This is a genomic window from Nocardioides scoriae, from assembly GCF_900104965.1.
Lineage (GTDB): Bacteria > Actinomycetota > Actinomycetes > Propionibacteriales > Nocardioidaceae > Marmoricola > Marmoricola scoriae.
Genome location: NZ_LT629757.1, coordinates 1354210 through 1370107, shown reverse-complemented (window position 1 = coordinate 1370107; position 15898 = coordinate 1354210). Strand labels below are relative to the sequence as shown.

16 protein-coding genes are annotated in these 15898 nt (G+C 72.4%); 10 read left to right on the top strand and 6 right to left on the bottom strand.

Features of this window, described 5'->3' with window-relative positions:
- Positions 1-113: 113 nt before the first annotated feature.
- The gene (locus tag BLU55_RS06585; RefSeq protein WP_091727494.1) at positions 114-404 is read left to right on the top strand and encodes a DUF4193 domain-containing protein; all 291 of its coding nucleotides are present in this window, start codon (positions 114-116) and stop codon (positions 402-404) included.
- Between the two features lie 118 nt (positions 405-522).
- On the opposite strand, the gene BLU55_RS06580 is transcribed toward BLU55_RS06585, so the two are convergent.
- Positions 523-861: a DUF4235 domain-containing protein gene (locus tag BLU55_RS06580; RefSeq protein WP_091727493.1), complete on the bottom strand. Its 339-nt coding sequence runs from the start codon at positions 859-861 to the stop codon at positions 523-525.
- A 78-nt stretch (positions 862-939) separates the two neighbouring features.
- A complete protein-coding gene (locus tag BLU55_RS06575; RefSeq protein ID WP_091727490.1) occupies positions 940-1440 on the bottom strand; it encodes a DUF3093 domain-containing protein in 501 nt (166 codons plus the stop codon).
- A 64-nt stretch (positions 1441-1504) separates the two neighbouring features.
- Here BLU55_RS06575 and dut point away from each other — a divergent pair, with 64 nt between their 5' ends.
- Genes dut through BLU55_RS06555 form a run of 4 tightly spaced genes read left to right on the top strand, consistent with a single transcriptional unit; the run spans position 1505 to position 3760 of the window.
- Positions 1505-1972, top strand: a complete 468-nt coding sequence (gene dut, locus BLU55_RS06570) for a dUTP diphosphatase (RefSeq protein WP_091727488.1) — start codon at positions 1505-1507, stop codon at positions 1970-1972.
- On the top strand, positions 1969-2640 hold the full coding sequence (locus tag BLU55_RS06565; RefSeq protein ID WP_091727485.1) for a DUF3710 domain-containing protein: 672 nt from the start codon (positions 1969-1971) through the stop codon (positions 2638-2640). Before dut ends, BLU55_RS06565 begins: the two co-directional genes overlap by 4 nt.
- Positions 2637-3032, top strand: coding sequence for an OB-fold nucleic acid binding domain-containing protein (locus BLU55_RS06560; RefSeq protein WP_231917084.1), 396 nt, complete (start codon positions 2637-2639; stop codon positions 3030-3032). Before BLU55_RS06565 ends, BLU55_RS06560 begins: the two co-directional genes overlap by 4 nt.
- The gene (locus BLU55_RS06555) at positions 3032-3760 is read left to right on the top strand and encodes a DUF3159 domain-containing protein (protein ID WP_091727482.1); all 729 of its coding nucleotides are present in this window, start codon (positions 3032-3034) and stop codon (positions 3758-3760) included. Before BLU55_RS06560 ends, BLU55_RS06555 begins: the two co-directional genes overlap by 1 nt.
- A gap of 16 nt (positions 3761-3776) precedes the next feature.
- Here BLU55_RS06555 and BLU55_RS06550 read toward each other — a convergent pair whose 3' ends face one another.
- Positions 3777-4454, bottom strand: a complete 678-nt coding sequence (locus BLU55_RS06550) for a potassium channel family protein (RefSeq protein WP_091727480.1) — start codon at positions 4452-4454, stop codon at positions 3777-3779.
- Positions 4454-5101: a potassium channel family protein gene (locus BLU55_RS06545; protein ID WP_407938428.1), complete on the bottom strand. Its 648-nt coding sequence runs from the start codon at positions 5099-5101 to the stop codon at positions 4454-4456. The genes BLU55_RS06550 and BLU55_RS06545 overlap by 1 nt, the downstream gene beginning before the upstream one ends.
- Before the next feature lie 75 nt (positions 5102-5176).
- Between BLU55_RS06545 and BLU55_RS06540 the strand changes: the two genes are divergently transcribed.
- The 4 genes from BLU55_RS06540 to BLU55_RS06525 all read left to right on the top strand — a co-directional run bounded on the left by BLU55_RS06540 (position 5177) and on the right by BLU55_RS06525 (position 10614).
- Positions 5177-7204 (top strand): APC family permease, encoded by a 2028-nt coding sequence (locus BLU55_RS06540; protein ID WP_091727477.1) that lies wholly within the window; start codon positions 5177-5179, stop codon positions 7202-7204.
- On the top strand, positions 7201-8403 hold the full coding sequence (locus BLU55_RS06535) for a class I SAM-dependent RNA methyltransferase (protein WP_231917083.1): 1203 nt from the start codon (positions 7201-7203) through the stop codon (positions 8401-8403). Before BLU55_RS06540 ends, BLU55_RS06535 begins: the two co-directional genes overlap by 4 nt.
- Positions 8404-8434: 31 nt before the next feature.
- Positions 8435-9940 carry a hypothetical protein gene (locus BLU55_RS06530; RefSeq protein WP_091727474.1) on the top strand — a complete coding sequence of 502 codons (1506 nt, stop codon included), beginning with the start codon at positions 8435-8437 and terminating at the stop codon, positions 9938-9940.
- 326 nt (positions 9941-10266) lie between these two features.
- On the top strand, positions 10267-10614 hold the full coding sequence (locus tag BLU55_RS06525; protein WP_091727471.1) for an MmcQ/YjbR family DNA-binding protein: 348 nt from the start codon (positions 10267-10269) through the stop codon (positions 10612-10614).
- 103 nt (positions 10615-10717) lie between these two features.
- Here BLU55_RS06525 and BLU55_RS06520 read toward each other — a convergent pair whose 3' ends face one another.
- Positions 10718-11680: a hypothetical protein gene (locus BLU55_RS06520; protein ID WP_172833878.1), complete on the bottom strand. Its 963-nt coding sequence runs from the start codon at positions 11678-11680 to the stop codon at positions 10718-10720.
- A gap of 172 nt (positions 11681-11852) precedes the next feature.
- On the bottom strand, positions 11853-12881 hold the full coding sequence (locus tag BLU55_RS06515; RefSeq protein ID WP_091727466.1) for an aldo/keto reductase: 1029 nt from the start codon (positions 12879-12881) through the stop codon (positions 11853-11855).
- Positions 12882-13047: 166 nt separating this feature from the next.
- On the opposite strand from BLU55_RS06515, the gene BLU55_RS06510 reads away from it, so the two are divergent.
- The gene (locus tag BLU55_RS06510) at positions 13048-15882 is read left to right on the top strand and encodes an aconitate hydratase (RefSeq protein ID WP_091727463.1); all 2835 of its coding nucleotides are present in this window, start codon (positions 13048-13050) and stop codon (positions 15880-15882) included.
- The last annotated feature ends 16 nt before the right edge of the window (positions 15883-15898 follow it).

Genomic DNA, 15898 nt, shown 5'->3' with positions numbered 1-15898 from the left:
CAATCGCGCCCGTCACCGTGGGACGACAACGGGCATCGGGGCTCGTCGACGGGCGATGACGCCCGACCGATCACCCGGGACCACACTGGGACTTGGGAGCAGGAGACACGCACATGGCAACCGACTACGACGCACCGCGCAAGACCGAGGAAGAGCAGAACGAGGACAGCCTCGAGGAGCTCAAGGCACGACGTCACGACAAGAACTCCGGGAAGGTCGACGAGGACGAGGCCGAAGCCGCCGAGTCCTTCGAGCTCCCCGGCGCGGATCTCTCGCACGAGGAGCTGGCCGTCGAGGTCAAGCCCAAGCAGCTGGACGAGTTCACCTGCATGAGCTGCTTCCTGGTGCACCACCGCAGCCAGCTCGCGGACGAGAAGAAGCTCATCTGCCGCGACTGCATCTGACGCCACGCCCGGCCGGACCCGTCCGGCCGTCCCGGTCCGCACCACGACGAAGGGCCGCCTCCCACGTGGGAGGCGGCCCTTCGTCGCGTCTGCGTGCGGTCCCGCGGGACCGGGTGGCTCAGGTGGTCGCGGGGTCCGACTTGCTCGGGTCCTGGTTGTCCCTGCCCAGCCCGGGGGGCAGGTGGCCGGTCGAGCGCGCGTAGTAGTGCGCGGCCCGGCGCGAGAACAGCATCCGCGCGATCTGGATGATCGTGCCGCTGGCGGCGGCCCACAGCACGGCCTCCCACAGGTCGACGTCGGGGTCGGCCGGGTTGGCGGGCGGGTTCTTGCCGGTGGCGGCCTGCCAGGACTTGGTCACGGTCTTGCGGGCGACGGTGGCCCCCAGCAGGGCCGCGCCCAGGGAGAAGATCGACCAGACCTTCGAGCTGTCCTGCTGCTGCGTGTCCTTCTTGGCCATGTCCTGCCTCTCGCTCGTCGTGACGGGTCGTGGGTTCGCCGTCACGGTCCTGCTCGCCGTACCCCGTCACCCTAGGACCTATCGCGGGGGCGGCTGCTCCGTGGCCCGCCCGAGCGCCGCGGCGAGCCGGTCGGGGCGCCGCGAGGAGATCAGCCAGTACGGCGTGGGGTCGCGCGGGTCCTCGACGGGCACCCGCACCGAGCGCTTGAGGTAGGGGCGGGTGAGCAGGAAGGCGCGGGCGTCGGCCTCGACGCCGTGCACCCGGCGGGTGCCCTCGGCGTCCAGGGGCTCCGCGGGCCCGAGGAGCGCGACCTCGATCCGGGCGCGGCCGGCCTGCAGCACGCCGTCGCGCACCGACACGGTGGTGCCGCCCACCCAGGCGAACAGGCCGTAGACCCCGGCCAGCAGCGCCCCGGAGATCGCGAACGCCGCCCACGCCGGCATCGCGACCACGAAGGCCAGCCACAGCGTCGCGAGCAGCATGGTCGCCTGCACCCACCAGCGCAGCGGCACCGTCAGCCGCTCCTGGTAGACCGGGCGCGGGGCGCTCGGAGCAGGTGAGGGGGAGCGCTCGGGCACGGGGCAAGCCTGTCACCTCCGTCGCGCCCCCGGGCGTCCGGCCCCGCGGGTAGGGTCGGTCGCCATGGTCCGCATCCCCGTGACGAGGCTCGACCCCGGTCTGCCGCTGCCGTCGTACGCCCACCCCGGCGACGCCGGCGCCGACCTGCACGCGAGGGTGGAGACCCGCCTCGAGCCGGGTGAGCGGGCCCTGGTGCCGACCGGCATCGCGCTCGCGCTGCCCGAGGGGTACGTCGGCCTCGTCCACCCCCGTTCGGGCCTGGCCGCCCGCCACGGCATCTCGATCGTCAACGCCCCCGGCACCATCGACGCGGGCTACCGCGGCGAGGTCCAGGTGTGCCTGGTCAACACCGACCGCCGCGAGCCCTTCGTCGTGCGCCGCGGCGACCGCATCGCCCAGCTGGTCGTGCAGCGCTGCGAGACCGCGACCTTCGTGGAGACCGACGACCTCGGCGCCTCCGCGCGCGGCGATGGCGGCTACGGTTCCACCGGAGGTTTCTCCACCGCTCCGAGGGAAGGCACAGCATCGTGAGGTTCGGCCGCAAGCGTGCGCACGACGACGAGACCCCCGAGGGTCCCGAGGAGGTCGCCAGCGACGACGTCGTCGACCCCCAGGCCGCCCCGCCGCCCTCGCGCACCCGCGACGCCCCCGAGTCGGGCCCCTTCGACGTCTCCGAGGTCGACCTCGAGGACACCGACATGGTCGACCTCGGCAGCCTGCTGATCCCGCGCCCGATCGACGTGGAGCTCCGCCTCCAGGTCGACGACGCCTCCGGTTCGGTCATGGCCGTGCTGCTGGTGGGGGAGGACGGCGCGCTCGAGCTGCGTCCCTTCTCCGCCTCCCGCGGCGGCGGCGCCTGGGAGGAGCTGCGGCCCCGGATCGCGGCCGAGACCACCCGCGTCGGCGGCACCGCCACCGAGCAGGAGGGGGTCTTCGGCGCCGAGCTGCTCTGCCTGGTCCCGGTGCAGTCCCCCGAGGGCGAGCCCGCCACCCAGGCCAGCCGCTTCGTGGGCCACGAGGGTCCGACCTGGCTGCTGCGCTCCAACCTCATGGGCAACCCGGCCGTCGACCCCGGCGTCGCCGGTGGCTGGGACGACATCATCCGCGCGGTGGTGGTGCGACGCGGCACCGAGGCGATGCCCCCCGGCAGCCCGCTGCCGCTGACGCTGCCGCCCGACGCGGTGCCCTCGGCGGAGTGACCACGGTGGCCGACGAGCACGACGGGGCGCGCCACCGCAGCCGGCTGCGCGCGTCCATCTCGCGCTGGGCCAGCAGCGACCGCGAGGAGGCCCGCGAGCTGCGCAAGGACACCCGCAAGGCCGGTCTGGTGACCATCGAGGACGCCGTCGACCGCGAGCGGGTGATCCTGCAGGGCACCCTCAAGACGGTCTCGCTGCGTCCCCGCGGCGGTGTCCCGGCCCTGGAGGCCGAGCTCTACGACGGCTCCGGGTCGATCTTCGTGGTGTGGCTGGGTCGACGCCGGATCGCCGGCATCTCCCCGGGCCGCGGCATCCGGGTGGTGGGCCGCATCGGCGTCCAGGACGGCCACCGGGTGATGTACAACCCGCGCTACTTCCTGCGGCCCACCTGATGGCGGCGCCCTCGGAGCAGGCGGCGTCCCCGTCGCACCCGGTCCCCTCGGAGCAGACCGTCGAGGAGGTCGTCCGCAAGCAGCTCGGCGACGCCCTGGGCGGGGTCCGCGGCATGCTCGAGGCGGCGGTGCCCACGATCGCCTTCACCGTGCTGTTCCTGACCCTGCACGACCTGCGCCTGGCGATCACCGTCAGCCTGGCCGCCGCCGGGGTGCTCCTGGCCGTGCGGCTGGTGCAGCGCTCCTCGGTCCAGTTCGTGCTCAACGCGCTGTTCGGCATCGGCATCGGTGCGCTCTTCGCCTGGCGGGCCGCCCGCGGGGGCGGCGACGAGGGGGAGCAGGCGCTGGCCTACTTCCTGCCCGGCCTCATCTACAACGCGGCGTACGCCACCTTGATGGTGCTCACCATCGTGGTCCGGTGGCCGCTCGTGGGGTTCATCGTCGGGAGCGTCGCCGGCGACCCGACCGCCTGGCACGCCGACCGGTCGGTCGTGCGGCTGTGCACGAAGCTGACCTGGCTGCTCGCGCTGCCGTGCGTGCTGCGGGTCGCCGTGCAGGCGCCGGTCTACCTCGCCGGCACCAACGGCTGGTGGTCGACGGGGTCGGCCGTGGCGGCACTGGGCGTGGCCAAGCTGGTGATGGGCTGGCCGCTGCAGGTGGCCTGCCTGGCCGGGATGGTGTGGGTGCTGACCCGCAACCGCACCCCGGTCGCCACCCCCGCCCCCTGAGGGACCCGCCCGGGCCTCAGCCCTTGCTGCGGTGCTCCACCGGGGCCAGCAGGCTCTCGAGCTGGTCCTCGATCTCCGCGGAGACCACGAACAGCAGCTCGTCACCCGCCTCGACCGGCTGCTCGGCGTCGGGCACGTAGACCTGGCCGTCGCGCAGGATGGTCACCAGCGCGCAGTTGTCGGGGAAGGGGATCAGGCCCGAGGGCTTCCCGACGTACGGCGAGTCCGCCGGCAGCGTCATCTCGACCAGGTTGGCGTTGCCCTGGCGGAAGGTGAACAGCCGCACCAGGTCGCCGACCGTGACGGCCTCCTCGACCAGCGCCGACATGATGCGCGGGGTGGACACGTTGACGTCGACGCCCCAGGCCTCGGTGAACAGCCACTCGTTGTTGGGATGGTTGACCCGCCCGACCGTGCGCGGCACGCCGAACTCGGTCTTGGCCAGCAGCGAGGTGACCAGGTTGACCTTGTCGTCCCCGGTCGCGGCGATGACGACGTCGCACTCCTGCAGCCGCGCCTCCTCCAGGGAGGACAGCTCGCACGAGTCGGCCAGCAGCCACTCGGCGTCGGGCACCCGGTCGGGCTTGATGGAGCGGGGCTCCTTGTCGATGAGCAGGACGTCGTGGCCGTTGCCGATCAGCTCCCGGGCGATCGAGCGGCCGACGGCCCCCGCCCCTGCGATAGCGACGCGCATCAGTCGGCCTCCGGCCCCTTCGTGAGTACGTCGTAGACCCGCGTGGCGTTCTCCTCGCGCATCACCAGGTGGAGCACGTCGCCCTCCTGGAGCACGGTCTCGCGGGTCGAGAGCATGCCCTCGCCGAGACGGTCGATCCAGGCGATCCGGCTCCCGGACTGCTCCTGGAAGTGGATCGTGCGCTGGGCGACCCAGGGCTCCGGCACGGGGATCTGGTCGACCCGGATGGTGCCCGAGGGGTCGCGGAAGTCGGGCTCGGCGCCGACCGGGAGGATCCGGCGCAGCACCTGGTCGGCCGTCCACTTGACCGTGGCCACCGTGGTGATGCCGAGCCGCTGGTAGACCTCGGCGCGGCCGGGGTCGTAGATGCGGGCGACGACCTGCTGGATCCCGAAGGACTCGCGGGCCACGCGCGCGGCGATGATGTTGGAGTTGTCACCGCTGCTGACGGCCGCGAAGGCGTCGGCCCGCTGGATGCCCGCCTGGGTGAGCACGGCCTGGTCGAAGCCGTAGCCCGTGACCTTGGTGCCGTTGAACGACGGACCCAGCCGCCGGAAGGCGTCGGGGTTGGAGTCGATGACGCTGACGGTGTGGTTCCGGTCCTCGAGACTCCGCGCCAGCGTCGAGCCGACGCGGCCGCATCCCATGATCACGACGTGCACACGCTGCACAGTAGTGGAGGTCGCCCGCAGCGGTGGGCCGGTGTGCTCTAGCCTCAGTCCGTGGGCGTCGGAAATGTCAGCAAGCGCATCCTGCTCGGGCGCAAGCTGCGGAGCTCGCAGCTGGGGGAGACCCTGCTGCCCAAGCGGATCGCGCTCCCCGTGTTCGCCAGCGATGCGCTGTCCTCGGTCGCCTACGCGCCCGACGAGGTGTTCATCATGCTGGCCATCGCCGGCACCTCGGCGTACGTCTGGTCCTGGAAGATCGCCCTGGCGGTGGCGCTGGTGATGCTGACGGTGGTCGCGTCGTACCGCCAGACGGTGCACGCCTACCCCTCGGGAGGCGGCGACTACGAGGTGGCCACGGTCAACCTCGGCGTCGCGGCGGGCAAGACCGTGGCCAGTGCGCTGCTCGTGGACTACATCCTCACCGTGGCGGTCTCGATCTCCTCGGCCTCGCAGTACGCCGGGGCCGCGCTGCCCTTCGTGCACGACCACCAGGTGGTGGTCGCCTCCGCGCTGGTCGTCGTCCTGGCCTCGCTCAACCTGCGCGGCGTCCGCGAGTCCGGCACGTTCTTCGCGGTGCCGACCTACCTGTTCATGTTCGCCATCATCGGGATGTGCGTGCTGGGGCTGTTCCAGCTGGTCACCGGGTCGCTGCCCGACGTCGAGAGCGCCGGCTACGAGATCACGCCGAAGCCGGGCTGGGAGCAGCCGCTGACCACCATCGGCCTGGTCTTCCTGCTGGCCCGGGCGTTCTCCTCCGGCTGTGCGGCGCTGACCGGGGTCGAGGCCATCTCCAACGGCGTCCCGGCCTTCCGCAAGCCCAAGAGCCGCAACGCCGCCTCCACGCTGCTGCTGCTCGGCCTGATCGCGATCACGATGATGGTCAGCGTCATCACGCTGGCCCGCCAGATGGGGCTGCGCTACGTCGACCCCAACGACCTGGAGAACCTCCGCCTGCCCGGCGGGGCGCCGGTGCCGGACGGCTTCGTCCAGGACGCCGTCATCGCCCAGCTGGCGCGCGCGATCTTCGACCAGTTCCCGCCCGGCTTCTACTTCGTGGTCGTGGTGACCGGCGTGATCCTGGTGCTGGCCGCCAACACCGCCTTCAACGGCTTCCCGGTGCTGGGCTCGATCCTGGCCAAGGACGGGCTGATGCCGCGCGCCTTCGGCTCCCGCGGCGACCGCCTGGCCTACAGCAACGGCATCGTCTTCCTGGCCTTCATGGCGATCGTGCTGATCGTCGCCTTCGACGCCCAGACGACCAAGCTGATCCAGCTCTACATCGTGGGCGTCTTCGTCTCCTTCAACCTCAGCCAGCTCGGCATGATCCGCCACTGGACCCGCCACCTGCAGACCGAGCGCGACCCGGGCGTGCGCCGCAAGATGATGCGCTCGCGGGCGATCAACACCTTCGGCCTGGGGCTGACCGCGGTGGTGCTGGTGATCGTGCTCATCACCAAGTTCCTCGCGGGCGCCTGGATCACGATCCTGGCGATGGGCACCTTCTACCTGATCATGTCGGCGATCCGGCGCCACTACGACCGCGTCGAGGAGGAGCTGGTCGTCGGCGACAGCGACCCGGTCCTGCCCACGCGGGTGCACGCCATCGTGCTGGTCTCCAAGCTCCACAAGCCGACGATGCGTGCCCTGGCCTACGCCAAGGCGACCCGGCCCAACGTCCTGGAGGCGGTCTTCGTCGACGCCGACAGCGACCGCACCAACCGGCTCGTCGACGAGTGGGACGCGATGCGCATCGACGTGCCGCTGAAGATGCTCTACTCGCCCTACCGCGAGGTGATCCGCCCGATCGTGCAGTACACCTCCGAGATCCGCCGCTCCAACCCCCGCGGCGTGGTCGCGGTCTACATCCCGGAGTACGTCGTGGGCCGGTGGTGGGAGCAGCTGCTCCACAACCAGACCGCGCTGCGGCTCAAGGGGCGGCTGCTGTTCAGCCCCGGCGTCATGGTCACCTCGGTGCCCTACCAGCTGCGCGGTGCCGAGCAGGCCAAGGCCCGCACCGAGCGCGAGTTCGCCCGGGTCCACCCCGGCGACGAGCGCCGCGGCCGCACCCGGACGCAGCGGTGAGCGCCCCCGAGGGCACCGCCCCGGCCGTGCCCGAGGCCGGTCGTCCCGCCGTCGGCGACCGGCTCGAGCTGGTGGCCGGCCCGGTCGCCCACGGCGGCCACGTCGTCGCCCGCGTCTCCGAGGGCGGCCTGGTCGTCTTCGTGCGCCACGCCCTGCCCGGGGAGCGGGTGGTCGTGGAGGTTACCGAGGACGACGGCCGGTTCCTGCGCGGCGACGCCGTCGAGGTGCTCGACGCCTCGCCCGACCGCGTCGTCCCGCCCTGCCCGTACGCCGGCCCCGGCGCGTGCGGCGGCTGCGACTCGCAGCACGCCTCGCTCGACGCCCAGCGCCGCCTCAAGGGCGCGGTCGTCTCCGAGCAGCTCGCCCGGCTCGCCGGCATCGACCGCGAGGTGGTCGTCGAGCCCGTCCCCGTCGGTGGGGCCGGCGGGGTCGACGACGGCCAGCGGTGGCGCTCGCGGATGCAGTACGTCGCGCTGCCCGACGACCAGGTCGGCCTGCGCTCGCACCGCTCCCACGACGTGGTGGCCGTGGAGGACTGCCTGATCCAGTCGCCCGAGGCGGTCGTGACCGTGTCCACCGGCCTGGACCGCCGGGCCGGCTCCGGCGGCTCGGGGGCCGCGGCCCCGACGGTGACCGAGACCGTCACGACGTACGCCGGCACCCGGACCTTCGAGGTCGCCGCCGACGGCTTCTGGCAACCCCACGTCGAGGCGCCCCGGCTCCTGGTCGAGACCGTGCTCGAGCTGGCGGCGCTGCAGCCGGGCGAGCGGGTGCTCGACCTCTACGCCGGGGTCGGCCTGTTCGCGGCGTACCTCGGGCAGGAGGTGGGGCCCGAGGGCTCCGTCGTCGCCATCGAGGGCGACGGCGCGGCGTCCCGGCTCTCGCGCCGCAACCTGGCCGACGTGCCGGCCGCGGAGGTCGTCACCGGCCGCGTCGACCGGGCGCTGCACCACGGGGTCGGCGCCGCCGACGTCGTCGTGCTCGACCCGCCGCGGGTCGGCGCCAAGCGGCAGGTCGTGCGCCACCTCACCGCGCTGGCCCCCCGCGCGGTCGTCTACGTCGCCTGCGACCCGGCCGCCCTGGCCCGCGACGTCGCCTACTTCGCCGAGCAGGGCTACCGCCTCGACGCGCTCCGCGCCTTCGACCTGTTCCCGATGACCCAGCACGTGGAGTGCGTGGCGCTGCTCGTCCCCGCCTGACTGCGGCCTCCCCACCTCTACCATCACGCCCGTGCGCCTGCTCTCGTCGATCTTCGGGTTCGCACTGCGCAAGGCGGGCCTGTTCGTGGCCCTGCTGCTCTCGCTGTTCCTCGTGCTCCTGCTGATGTCAGCCCTCGTGCCCGCACTCCGGGAGGCCGAGGCAGGTCGGGACCGCCTGGTGCAGGTGGTGGAGGAACGACGCAGCCTGGAGCGTGAGCTCACGATCCAGCGGACGGAGGTCGGAGCGGCGCGGAACGCCACGGTGCAGCGGGTCCGGGCGAGCGCCGAGCAGACGTTCGAGACGACCCGCCGCGAGGTCGTTGATGGGAAGTCGGAGGTGAGCGACAAGCAAGGCCAGCGGGACGACGCCTGTGGGTTCTTTGCTTCGCTGCCCGAGCGGCTGCCTGTCGGCCCCAACCCTTGCGCGACCGCGCAGGCAATTCTGGACGAGGCGGACGCGGCGCTGAAGACCGCCGAGGCGACCCGAGACGAGGCTCAGGCCCGGCTGGGGACGCTGCGTGACGGGAAGCTCACCAGCACCGAGAAGCTGGACCGGCTGGGTGAGCAGTCCGACCGGCCTGACCTCGAGCGACGTCTCGACAGCACGGAGTCGGACCTCGCCCGGACACGTGCAGAGGAACGCAGCTTGCGGGCCGACGAGAACTCCTGGTCGGGGCGAGTGGTCTCGCTGTGGGCAGGGTCGTGGAAGTGGTTGGCGATGGCTGCTGCGCTCGCGATCCTCCTGCCCGGCCTGCTCCGTCTCCTCAGCTACTTCGTGCTGATGCCGCTGGTCGCCCGCGCGGGCGCACCCATCGAGCTGGAGGACGAATCGGACCACGGTTCGGCTCGCATCAGCACGTCTCCCGCCGTGCGGACCCTCTCGGCTCGGTTGGGAGCCGGCGAAGCCCTGTCGGTGCGGTCGGAGCACGTGCGCTCCGTCCCGGGGCGGGTGGGCAGTCGGCTCCTCTACTCACCGAGGTCTCCGTTCATCAGCTTCGCGGCCGGGCTCTACGGGCTCAGCCACGTCATCGGCGAGCGGGACGGGACGCCGGTGACGTTGGCAGCGCCCAACGATTCTGACTCCTACCTGATGCGCATCGACTTCGAGAGGCACCCGGGACTGGTGATGTACCCCAAGCACGTCGTGGGCGTCATCGGGTCGCCGCGGTTGACGAAGAGGTGGCGGTGGGGCATCCAGGCTCTCGCGACGGGGCAGGTGCGGTACGTCATGTTCGCCGGCACCGGCAGCCTGATCGTCCAGGGCAGCGGCGACGTGGTCTCGGTGGTGCCCGACGGCGGTCCGACGCGGATGGACCAGCACCTGGTCATGGGTTTTGACTCCCGCACGAGCATCCGGGTGCGCCGTACCGAGAGCCGCTGGGGCTACCTGTGGGGCAAGACCGACCTGGTCGTCGACGAGTTCACGGGGCCGCACCCGTTCTTCTGGCAGAAGTCGAGTGCTGAGCGACCCTCCAACCCCGTCGCCAGGACGTTCAACACCTTCTTCTCGGCCATCGGGAAGCTGCTCGGCTTCTAGTCGCGGGGTCGCGCCGAGTCGAGGCCGTCGATTGAGGGGCGGGTGGAGGGTCGGGCCGCCGGGACGCGACGTGGTCGTCGTCACCGGAGTGGGTTGTCGGGCTGGACGTGTCTGCGAGCGATAGGTCTGGCGCAGGGCGCCGACGTGCGGGACCTGGTGAACGACCTCGACCGGGCGCGTGGCACTGCCATCGTCACGGTCCTGCACGACCCCGACCTCGACCTCGACCTCGCCCCAAGGAACGCCGACCACCTCGTCGCTGCGCGAGACGGCCCAGAGCTGCCGATGGGCCGTCACCACTCGGGCGCTGCGGTGGAGACTGAGGCATGCCCACCACGGACGACGCCCTCGCCCTCGTCGCGCAGCTCGACGACGTGGTCGTCCACCAGAACGCCCGCTACCGGGTGATCCAGGTGGCGGGCCGCACCTTCGGCTACCTGTGGGAGCCCACCCGCACCGTCGGCCTCAAGCAGACCCTGGTGGAGCAGGCCGCACTGGTGGGGGAGCGCCCCGAGGTGTTCGAGGTGCAGTTCACCGCCGGCGGCTTCGGCTGGGTGGTGGTCCACCTCGAGGGCGTCGAGCGCTCCGAGCTCGCCGAGCTGGTCTTCGAGGCCTGGCGCCTCACCGCCCCTCCCGAGCTCGCCCTCGCCCGGGGGGACCGGCTGCCGGTGTGAGGGGGACCCGCGGTTTCCCAGGGGCCCCTGGGAAACCGCGCTGTCCGTACGCCCCGCACGCGACACGCCGTACCCCAGGTGCCGTGCGGTCGGACAGTGGCCCTCAGCTGGCCGCGATCGCCACCCAGGCCCGGTCGAGGTCGCCGTCGAAGCGGCACCGGGCGCGGGCCTCCAGCAGCCGTCGCACCACCAGCGCCCGGTCGGCGAGGTCGGGCCCCGAGAAGCGCGCCACCTCGAGCCCGACCCGGCGCAGCCGGTCCTCCCGTCCCAGGTCGGCGGCCTGACGGCGCGAGGTCCGGTGGTCGGCCCCGTCGTACTCCGCGACCAGCCCGGCCACGGGGTCGAGGAGATCGGCGATCCCGAGGAACCGACCCGCCCGGTCGCGGATGGTGGGGTTGACCAGGGGCGCGGGCAGGCGGGCATCGAGGAGCCACGCCAGCCGCAGCCGGCTCTCGCGGGGCGACCGGCTGTGCGGCGTCGCGAACCCGGCGGCGCGGAGCACCGTCCGGCGGTCGCGCGGCTGCTGGTCGGCGTACGCCGCGAGCTGCTCGAGCGTGGTCAGCCCCGCGGCCAGGGCCATGTCGAGGGCGACCACCGCGCCCCGCGGCCCCGCGGCCAGCCGGACCGCGTCGTACGCCGCCCGCACCGGCACGACCGTCGCGATGCCGTGGAGGTGAGCACGGTCGGACGGGAGGAGGACGTGGTGCACGGCCGTGGCCCCGGGGTCACCGCGCAGCCGTCCCGACGGCCCCACGGCGAGCGGGACCGGGAGGCGGGTCCGCCCGTCGTCGGCGAGACCGTCGAAGAAGGCCGCACCGTGCACCCGGCACGCCGCCCAGCCCGTGACGGCTCCCGCAGGTGGCAGCCGCTCGGCCTGCTCGAGGACCCGCTGCTCGGCGCGTGTCCGGTCGGTGTCGGCGGGGACGTAGCGGGCGGTCGAGGTACGCACCCAGTACGGTCCGGCGGCCTCGCGCCTGGTCGGTCCGGCCACCCCGAGCGGGTCGACCGCGACCGGTCGCACGAGGTCGGTGGGCCAGGGGGCGGTGGGTTCCCAGCGATGCGGCACCCCCCGACCCTGACGCCGGAGGGCCGGTGCGGCCAACGGCCGTCCACAGGGCCGGCCCCGTGCCCGGTCGTCCGACCACACGGCACCCGGCGTACGGCGCGTCACGTGCGGCACGTCCGGACGACGCGGAACCCCAGGGGACCTTGGGAAACCGCGGGCCGGCCTCGCGCGCCTACCCGCCCGCCAGCTCCCGCGACCGCTGGTCGATGCCGAGGGAGCCGTAGGGGTAGTCGGTGGCGTGGAGGTCGCTGGCGTCGTCGAGGCGGGCGGTCTCCTCGGGGGTGAGGCGCACGTCGGCGGCGCCGAGGTTGTCCTCGAGCTGCTCCACGGTGCGGGCGCCGAGGATGGTGGAGGTGACGCCGGGGCGGTCGGTGACCCAGGACAGGGCCACCTGGGCCATCGAGACGCCGCGGGCCTCGGCGACGGCCTGGACGGCCTCGACGACGGCCCAGGTGCGCTCGGTGCCGCGCCGCTCCCAGGCCTCCATGCCGCGGCCCGGGTCCTCGCCGAGGCGGGTGGTGCCGGTGGGGCGCTGGTCGCGCTGGTACTTGCCGGTCAGCCAGCCGCCGCCGAGGGGGCTCCAGGGGAGCAGGCCCATCGAGGCGTCGAGGGCGGCCGGGACGACCTCCCACTCGATCTCGCGGACGATCAGGCTGTACTGCGGCTGCAGGGTGACGGGGGCGGCGAGGCCGAGGGCGCGGGCGAGGTGGACGGCCTTGGTCAGCTGCCAGCCGCTGAAGTTGGAGAAGCCGTAGTAGCCGATCTTGCCGCTGCGCACGAAGCCGTCGAGGGTGCGCAGGGTCTCCTCGAGCGGGGTGTGGGGGTCCCACGCGTGGGCCTGGTAGAGGTCGACGTGGTCGACGCCGAGGCGGGTCAGGGAGGCGTCGAGGGCGCGGCGCAGGTGGCGCGTCGAGGTGCCGACGCCGTTGGGCTCGGAGGCCGTCGCGAAGCGGCCCTTGGTGGCGAGCACGACCCGGTCGGTCACCTCGGCCGGGCGGTCGGCGTACCAGCGGCCGATGATCTCCTCCGAGACCCCCGCGCTGTAGACGTCGGCGGTGTCGACGAGCGTGCCGCCCGACTCGACGAAGCGGTCGAGCTGGGCGTGGGAGCCCGCCTCGTCCGTCTCCGCCCCGAAGGTCATCGTGCCGAGGCAGAGCTCGGAGACCGAGCAGCCGCTGTTTCCCAGGGTCCGGTAGCGCATCCGGCCACGCTAGCCGCCCGCATCAGGGGCGCTGCCACCCCCGCCGTGGTATCTTGACGTCAAGATAAATGTCCCGCACACCCCCGGGTGAGGGTCACCTTCGCTTCCCACCGCCACGGCGCGTGGGCAAGATGGACCGGACACCACACGCAACGCGAGGAGAACCATGGCTGGCTCAGGCGAGCGACAGGACAGCTTCGGTGCCAAGGGCACCCTGGACGTCGACGGCAAGTCCTACGAGATCTACCGCCTCAGCGCGGTCGAGGGAGAGGGCCTCGACGTCGACTCGCTCCCGTTCAGCCTCAAGGTGCTGCTGGAGAACCTGCTGCGCACCGAGGACGGCGCGGACATCACCGCCGACGACATCCGGGCCCTGGCCGGGTGGGACGCCGACGCCCACCCCGACAAGGAGATCCAGTTCACGCCCGCGCGCGTGATCATGCAGGACTTCACCGGCGTGCCCTGCGTGGTCGACCTGGCCACCATGCGCGAGGCGATGAGCGACCTCGGCGGCGACCCGTCGAAGATCAACCCGCTCGCGCCCGCCGAGATGGTCATCGACCACTCCGTGATCGCCGACGTCTTCGGCACCCCCGAGGCGTTCGAGCGCAACGTCGAGATCGAGTACGAGCGCAACCGCGAGCGCTACCAGTTCCTGCGCTGGGGCCAGGGCGCCTTCGACGACTTCAAGGTCGTGCCCCCGGGCACCGGCATCGTCCACCAGGTCAACATCGAGCACCTCGCCCGCGTGGTCTTCACCCGCGAGGTCGACGGCGAGCTCACGGCCTACCCCGACACCTGCGTCGGCACCGACTCCCACACCACGATGGTCAACGGCATCGGCGTGGTGGGCTGGGGCGTCGGCGGCATCGAGGCCGAGGCGGCCATGCTCGGCCAGCCGGTCTCCATGCTGATCCCGCGCGTGGTCGGCTTCAAGCTCGGCGGCGACCTGCCCGAGGGCGCGACCGCCACCGACCTGGTGCTCACCATCACCGAGATGCTGCGCCAGCACGGCGTGGTCGGGAAGTTCGTGGAGTTCTACGGCCCCGGCGTCTCCGCGCTGCCGCTGGCCAACCGCGCCACCATCGGCAACATGAGCCCGGAGTTCGGCTCCACCATCGCGGTCTTCCCGATCGACGAGGAGACCACCAAGTACCTCGAGCTCACCGGCCGCACGCCGGAGCAGATCGCGCTCGTGGAGGCGTACGCCAAGGAGCAGGGTCTGTGGCACGACCCCGCCGCCGAGCCGCGCTACTCCGAGAAGCTCGAGCTCGACCTGGCCACGGTCGTCCCGTCGCTGGCCGGGCCCAAGCGCCCCCAGGACCGGGTCTCGCTGTCCTCGGCCAAGGAGGCCTTCCGCACCTCGCTGGGCGACTACGTCGACGGCGAGGCCGGCGACTCGGTGCGCTCCAAGGTCGACGAGGCCTCGGCCGAGTCCTTCCCCTCCAGCGACGCCCCCTCGGTCTCCGAGGGCGGCAACGGCGAGGGCAAGCCCGACGACTGGCGCAACCACCCCGCCGGCAGCGGTGACGGACGTCCGTCCAACCCGCAGCACGTGCGGCTCTCCGACGGCACCGAGTTCGACCTGGACCACGGCGCGGTCGCCATCGCGGCGATCACCTCGTGCACCAACACCTCGAACCCCTCGGTGATGATCGGCGCGGCGCTGCTGGCCAAGAAGGCCGTCGAGAAGGGCCTCACCACCAAGCCGTGGGTCAAGACCACGCTGGCGCCGGGCTCCAAGGTCGTCTCGGACTACTACGAGCGCGCCGAGCTGACGCCGTACCTCGACAAGCTGGGCTTCAACCTCGTCGGCTACGGCTGCACCACCTGCATCGGCAACTCCGGCCCGCTCATCCCCGAGGTCAGCGACGCCGTCAACGCCGGCGACCTGGCCGTCACCTCGGTGCTCTCGGGCAACCGCAACTTCGAGGGCCGGATCAACCCCGACGTGAAGATGAACTACCTGGCGTCGCCGCCCCTGGTGGTCGCCTACGCGCTGGCCGGCTCGATGGACGTCGACCTGTTCAACGACCCGCTGGGCACCGACGAGGACGGCAACGACGTCTTCATGCGCGACATCTGGCCCTCCGCCTCGGAGGTCGAGGAGGTGATCGCCTCCGCGATCACCTCGGAGATGTTCACCGAGGACTACGCCGACGTCTTCGCCGGCGACGAGCAGTGGCGCTCGCTGCCCACCCCCGAGGGCGACACGTTCGAGTGGGACCCGCAGTCCACCTACGTCCGCAAGCCTCCCTACTTCGACGGCATGCCCGACGAGCCGAGCCCGGTCGAGGACATCACCGGCGCCCGGGTGCTGCTCAAGCTGGGCGACTCGGTGACCACCGACCACATCAGCCCGGCCGGTGCCATCAAGAAGGACAGCCCGGCGGGCAGCTACCTCGCCGAGCACGGCGTGGGCCAGCGCGACTTCAACTCCTACGGCTCGCGCCGCGGCAACCACGAGGTCATGATCCGGGGCACCTTCGCCAACATCCGGCTGCGCAACCAGCTGGCCCCGGGCACCGAGGGCGGGTTCACGCGCGACTTCACCCGGGACGGCGCCGACAGCACCGTCTTCGAGGCCAGCGAGAACTACCTCGCACAGGGCACCCCGCTCGTCGTGCTGGCGGGCAAGGAGTACGGCTCCGGGTCCTCGCGCGACTGGGCCGCCAAGGGCACCGCGCTGCTCGGGGTCAAGGCCGTCATCGCCGAGTCCTACGAGCGGATCCACCGCTCCAACCTCATCGGCATGGGCGTGCTCCCGCTGCAGTACCCCGAGGGCGAGAACGCCGAGTCGCTCGGCCTCACCGGCGAGGAGGAGTTCTCCTTCAGCGGCGTCACCGAGCTGAACTCCGGGTCCACCCCCCGCACCGTCAAGGTCACGGCGGGGGACACCGAGTTCGACGCGGTCGTCCGCATCGACACCCCCGGCGAGGCGAACTACTACCGCAACGGCGGCATCATGCAGTTCGTCCTGCGCAACCTGCGCAAGGCCTAGCCGCTCGTCCCGGGGC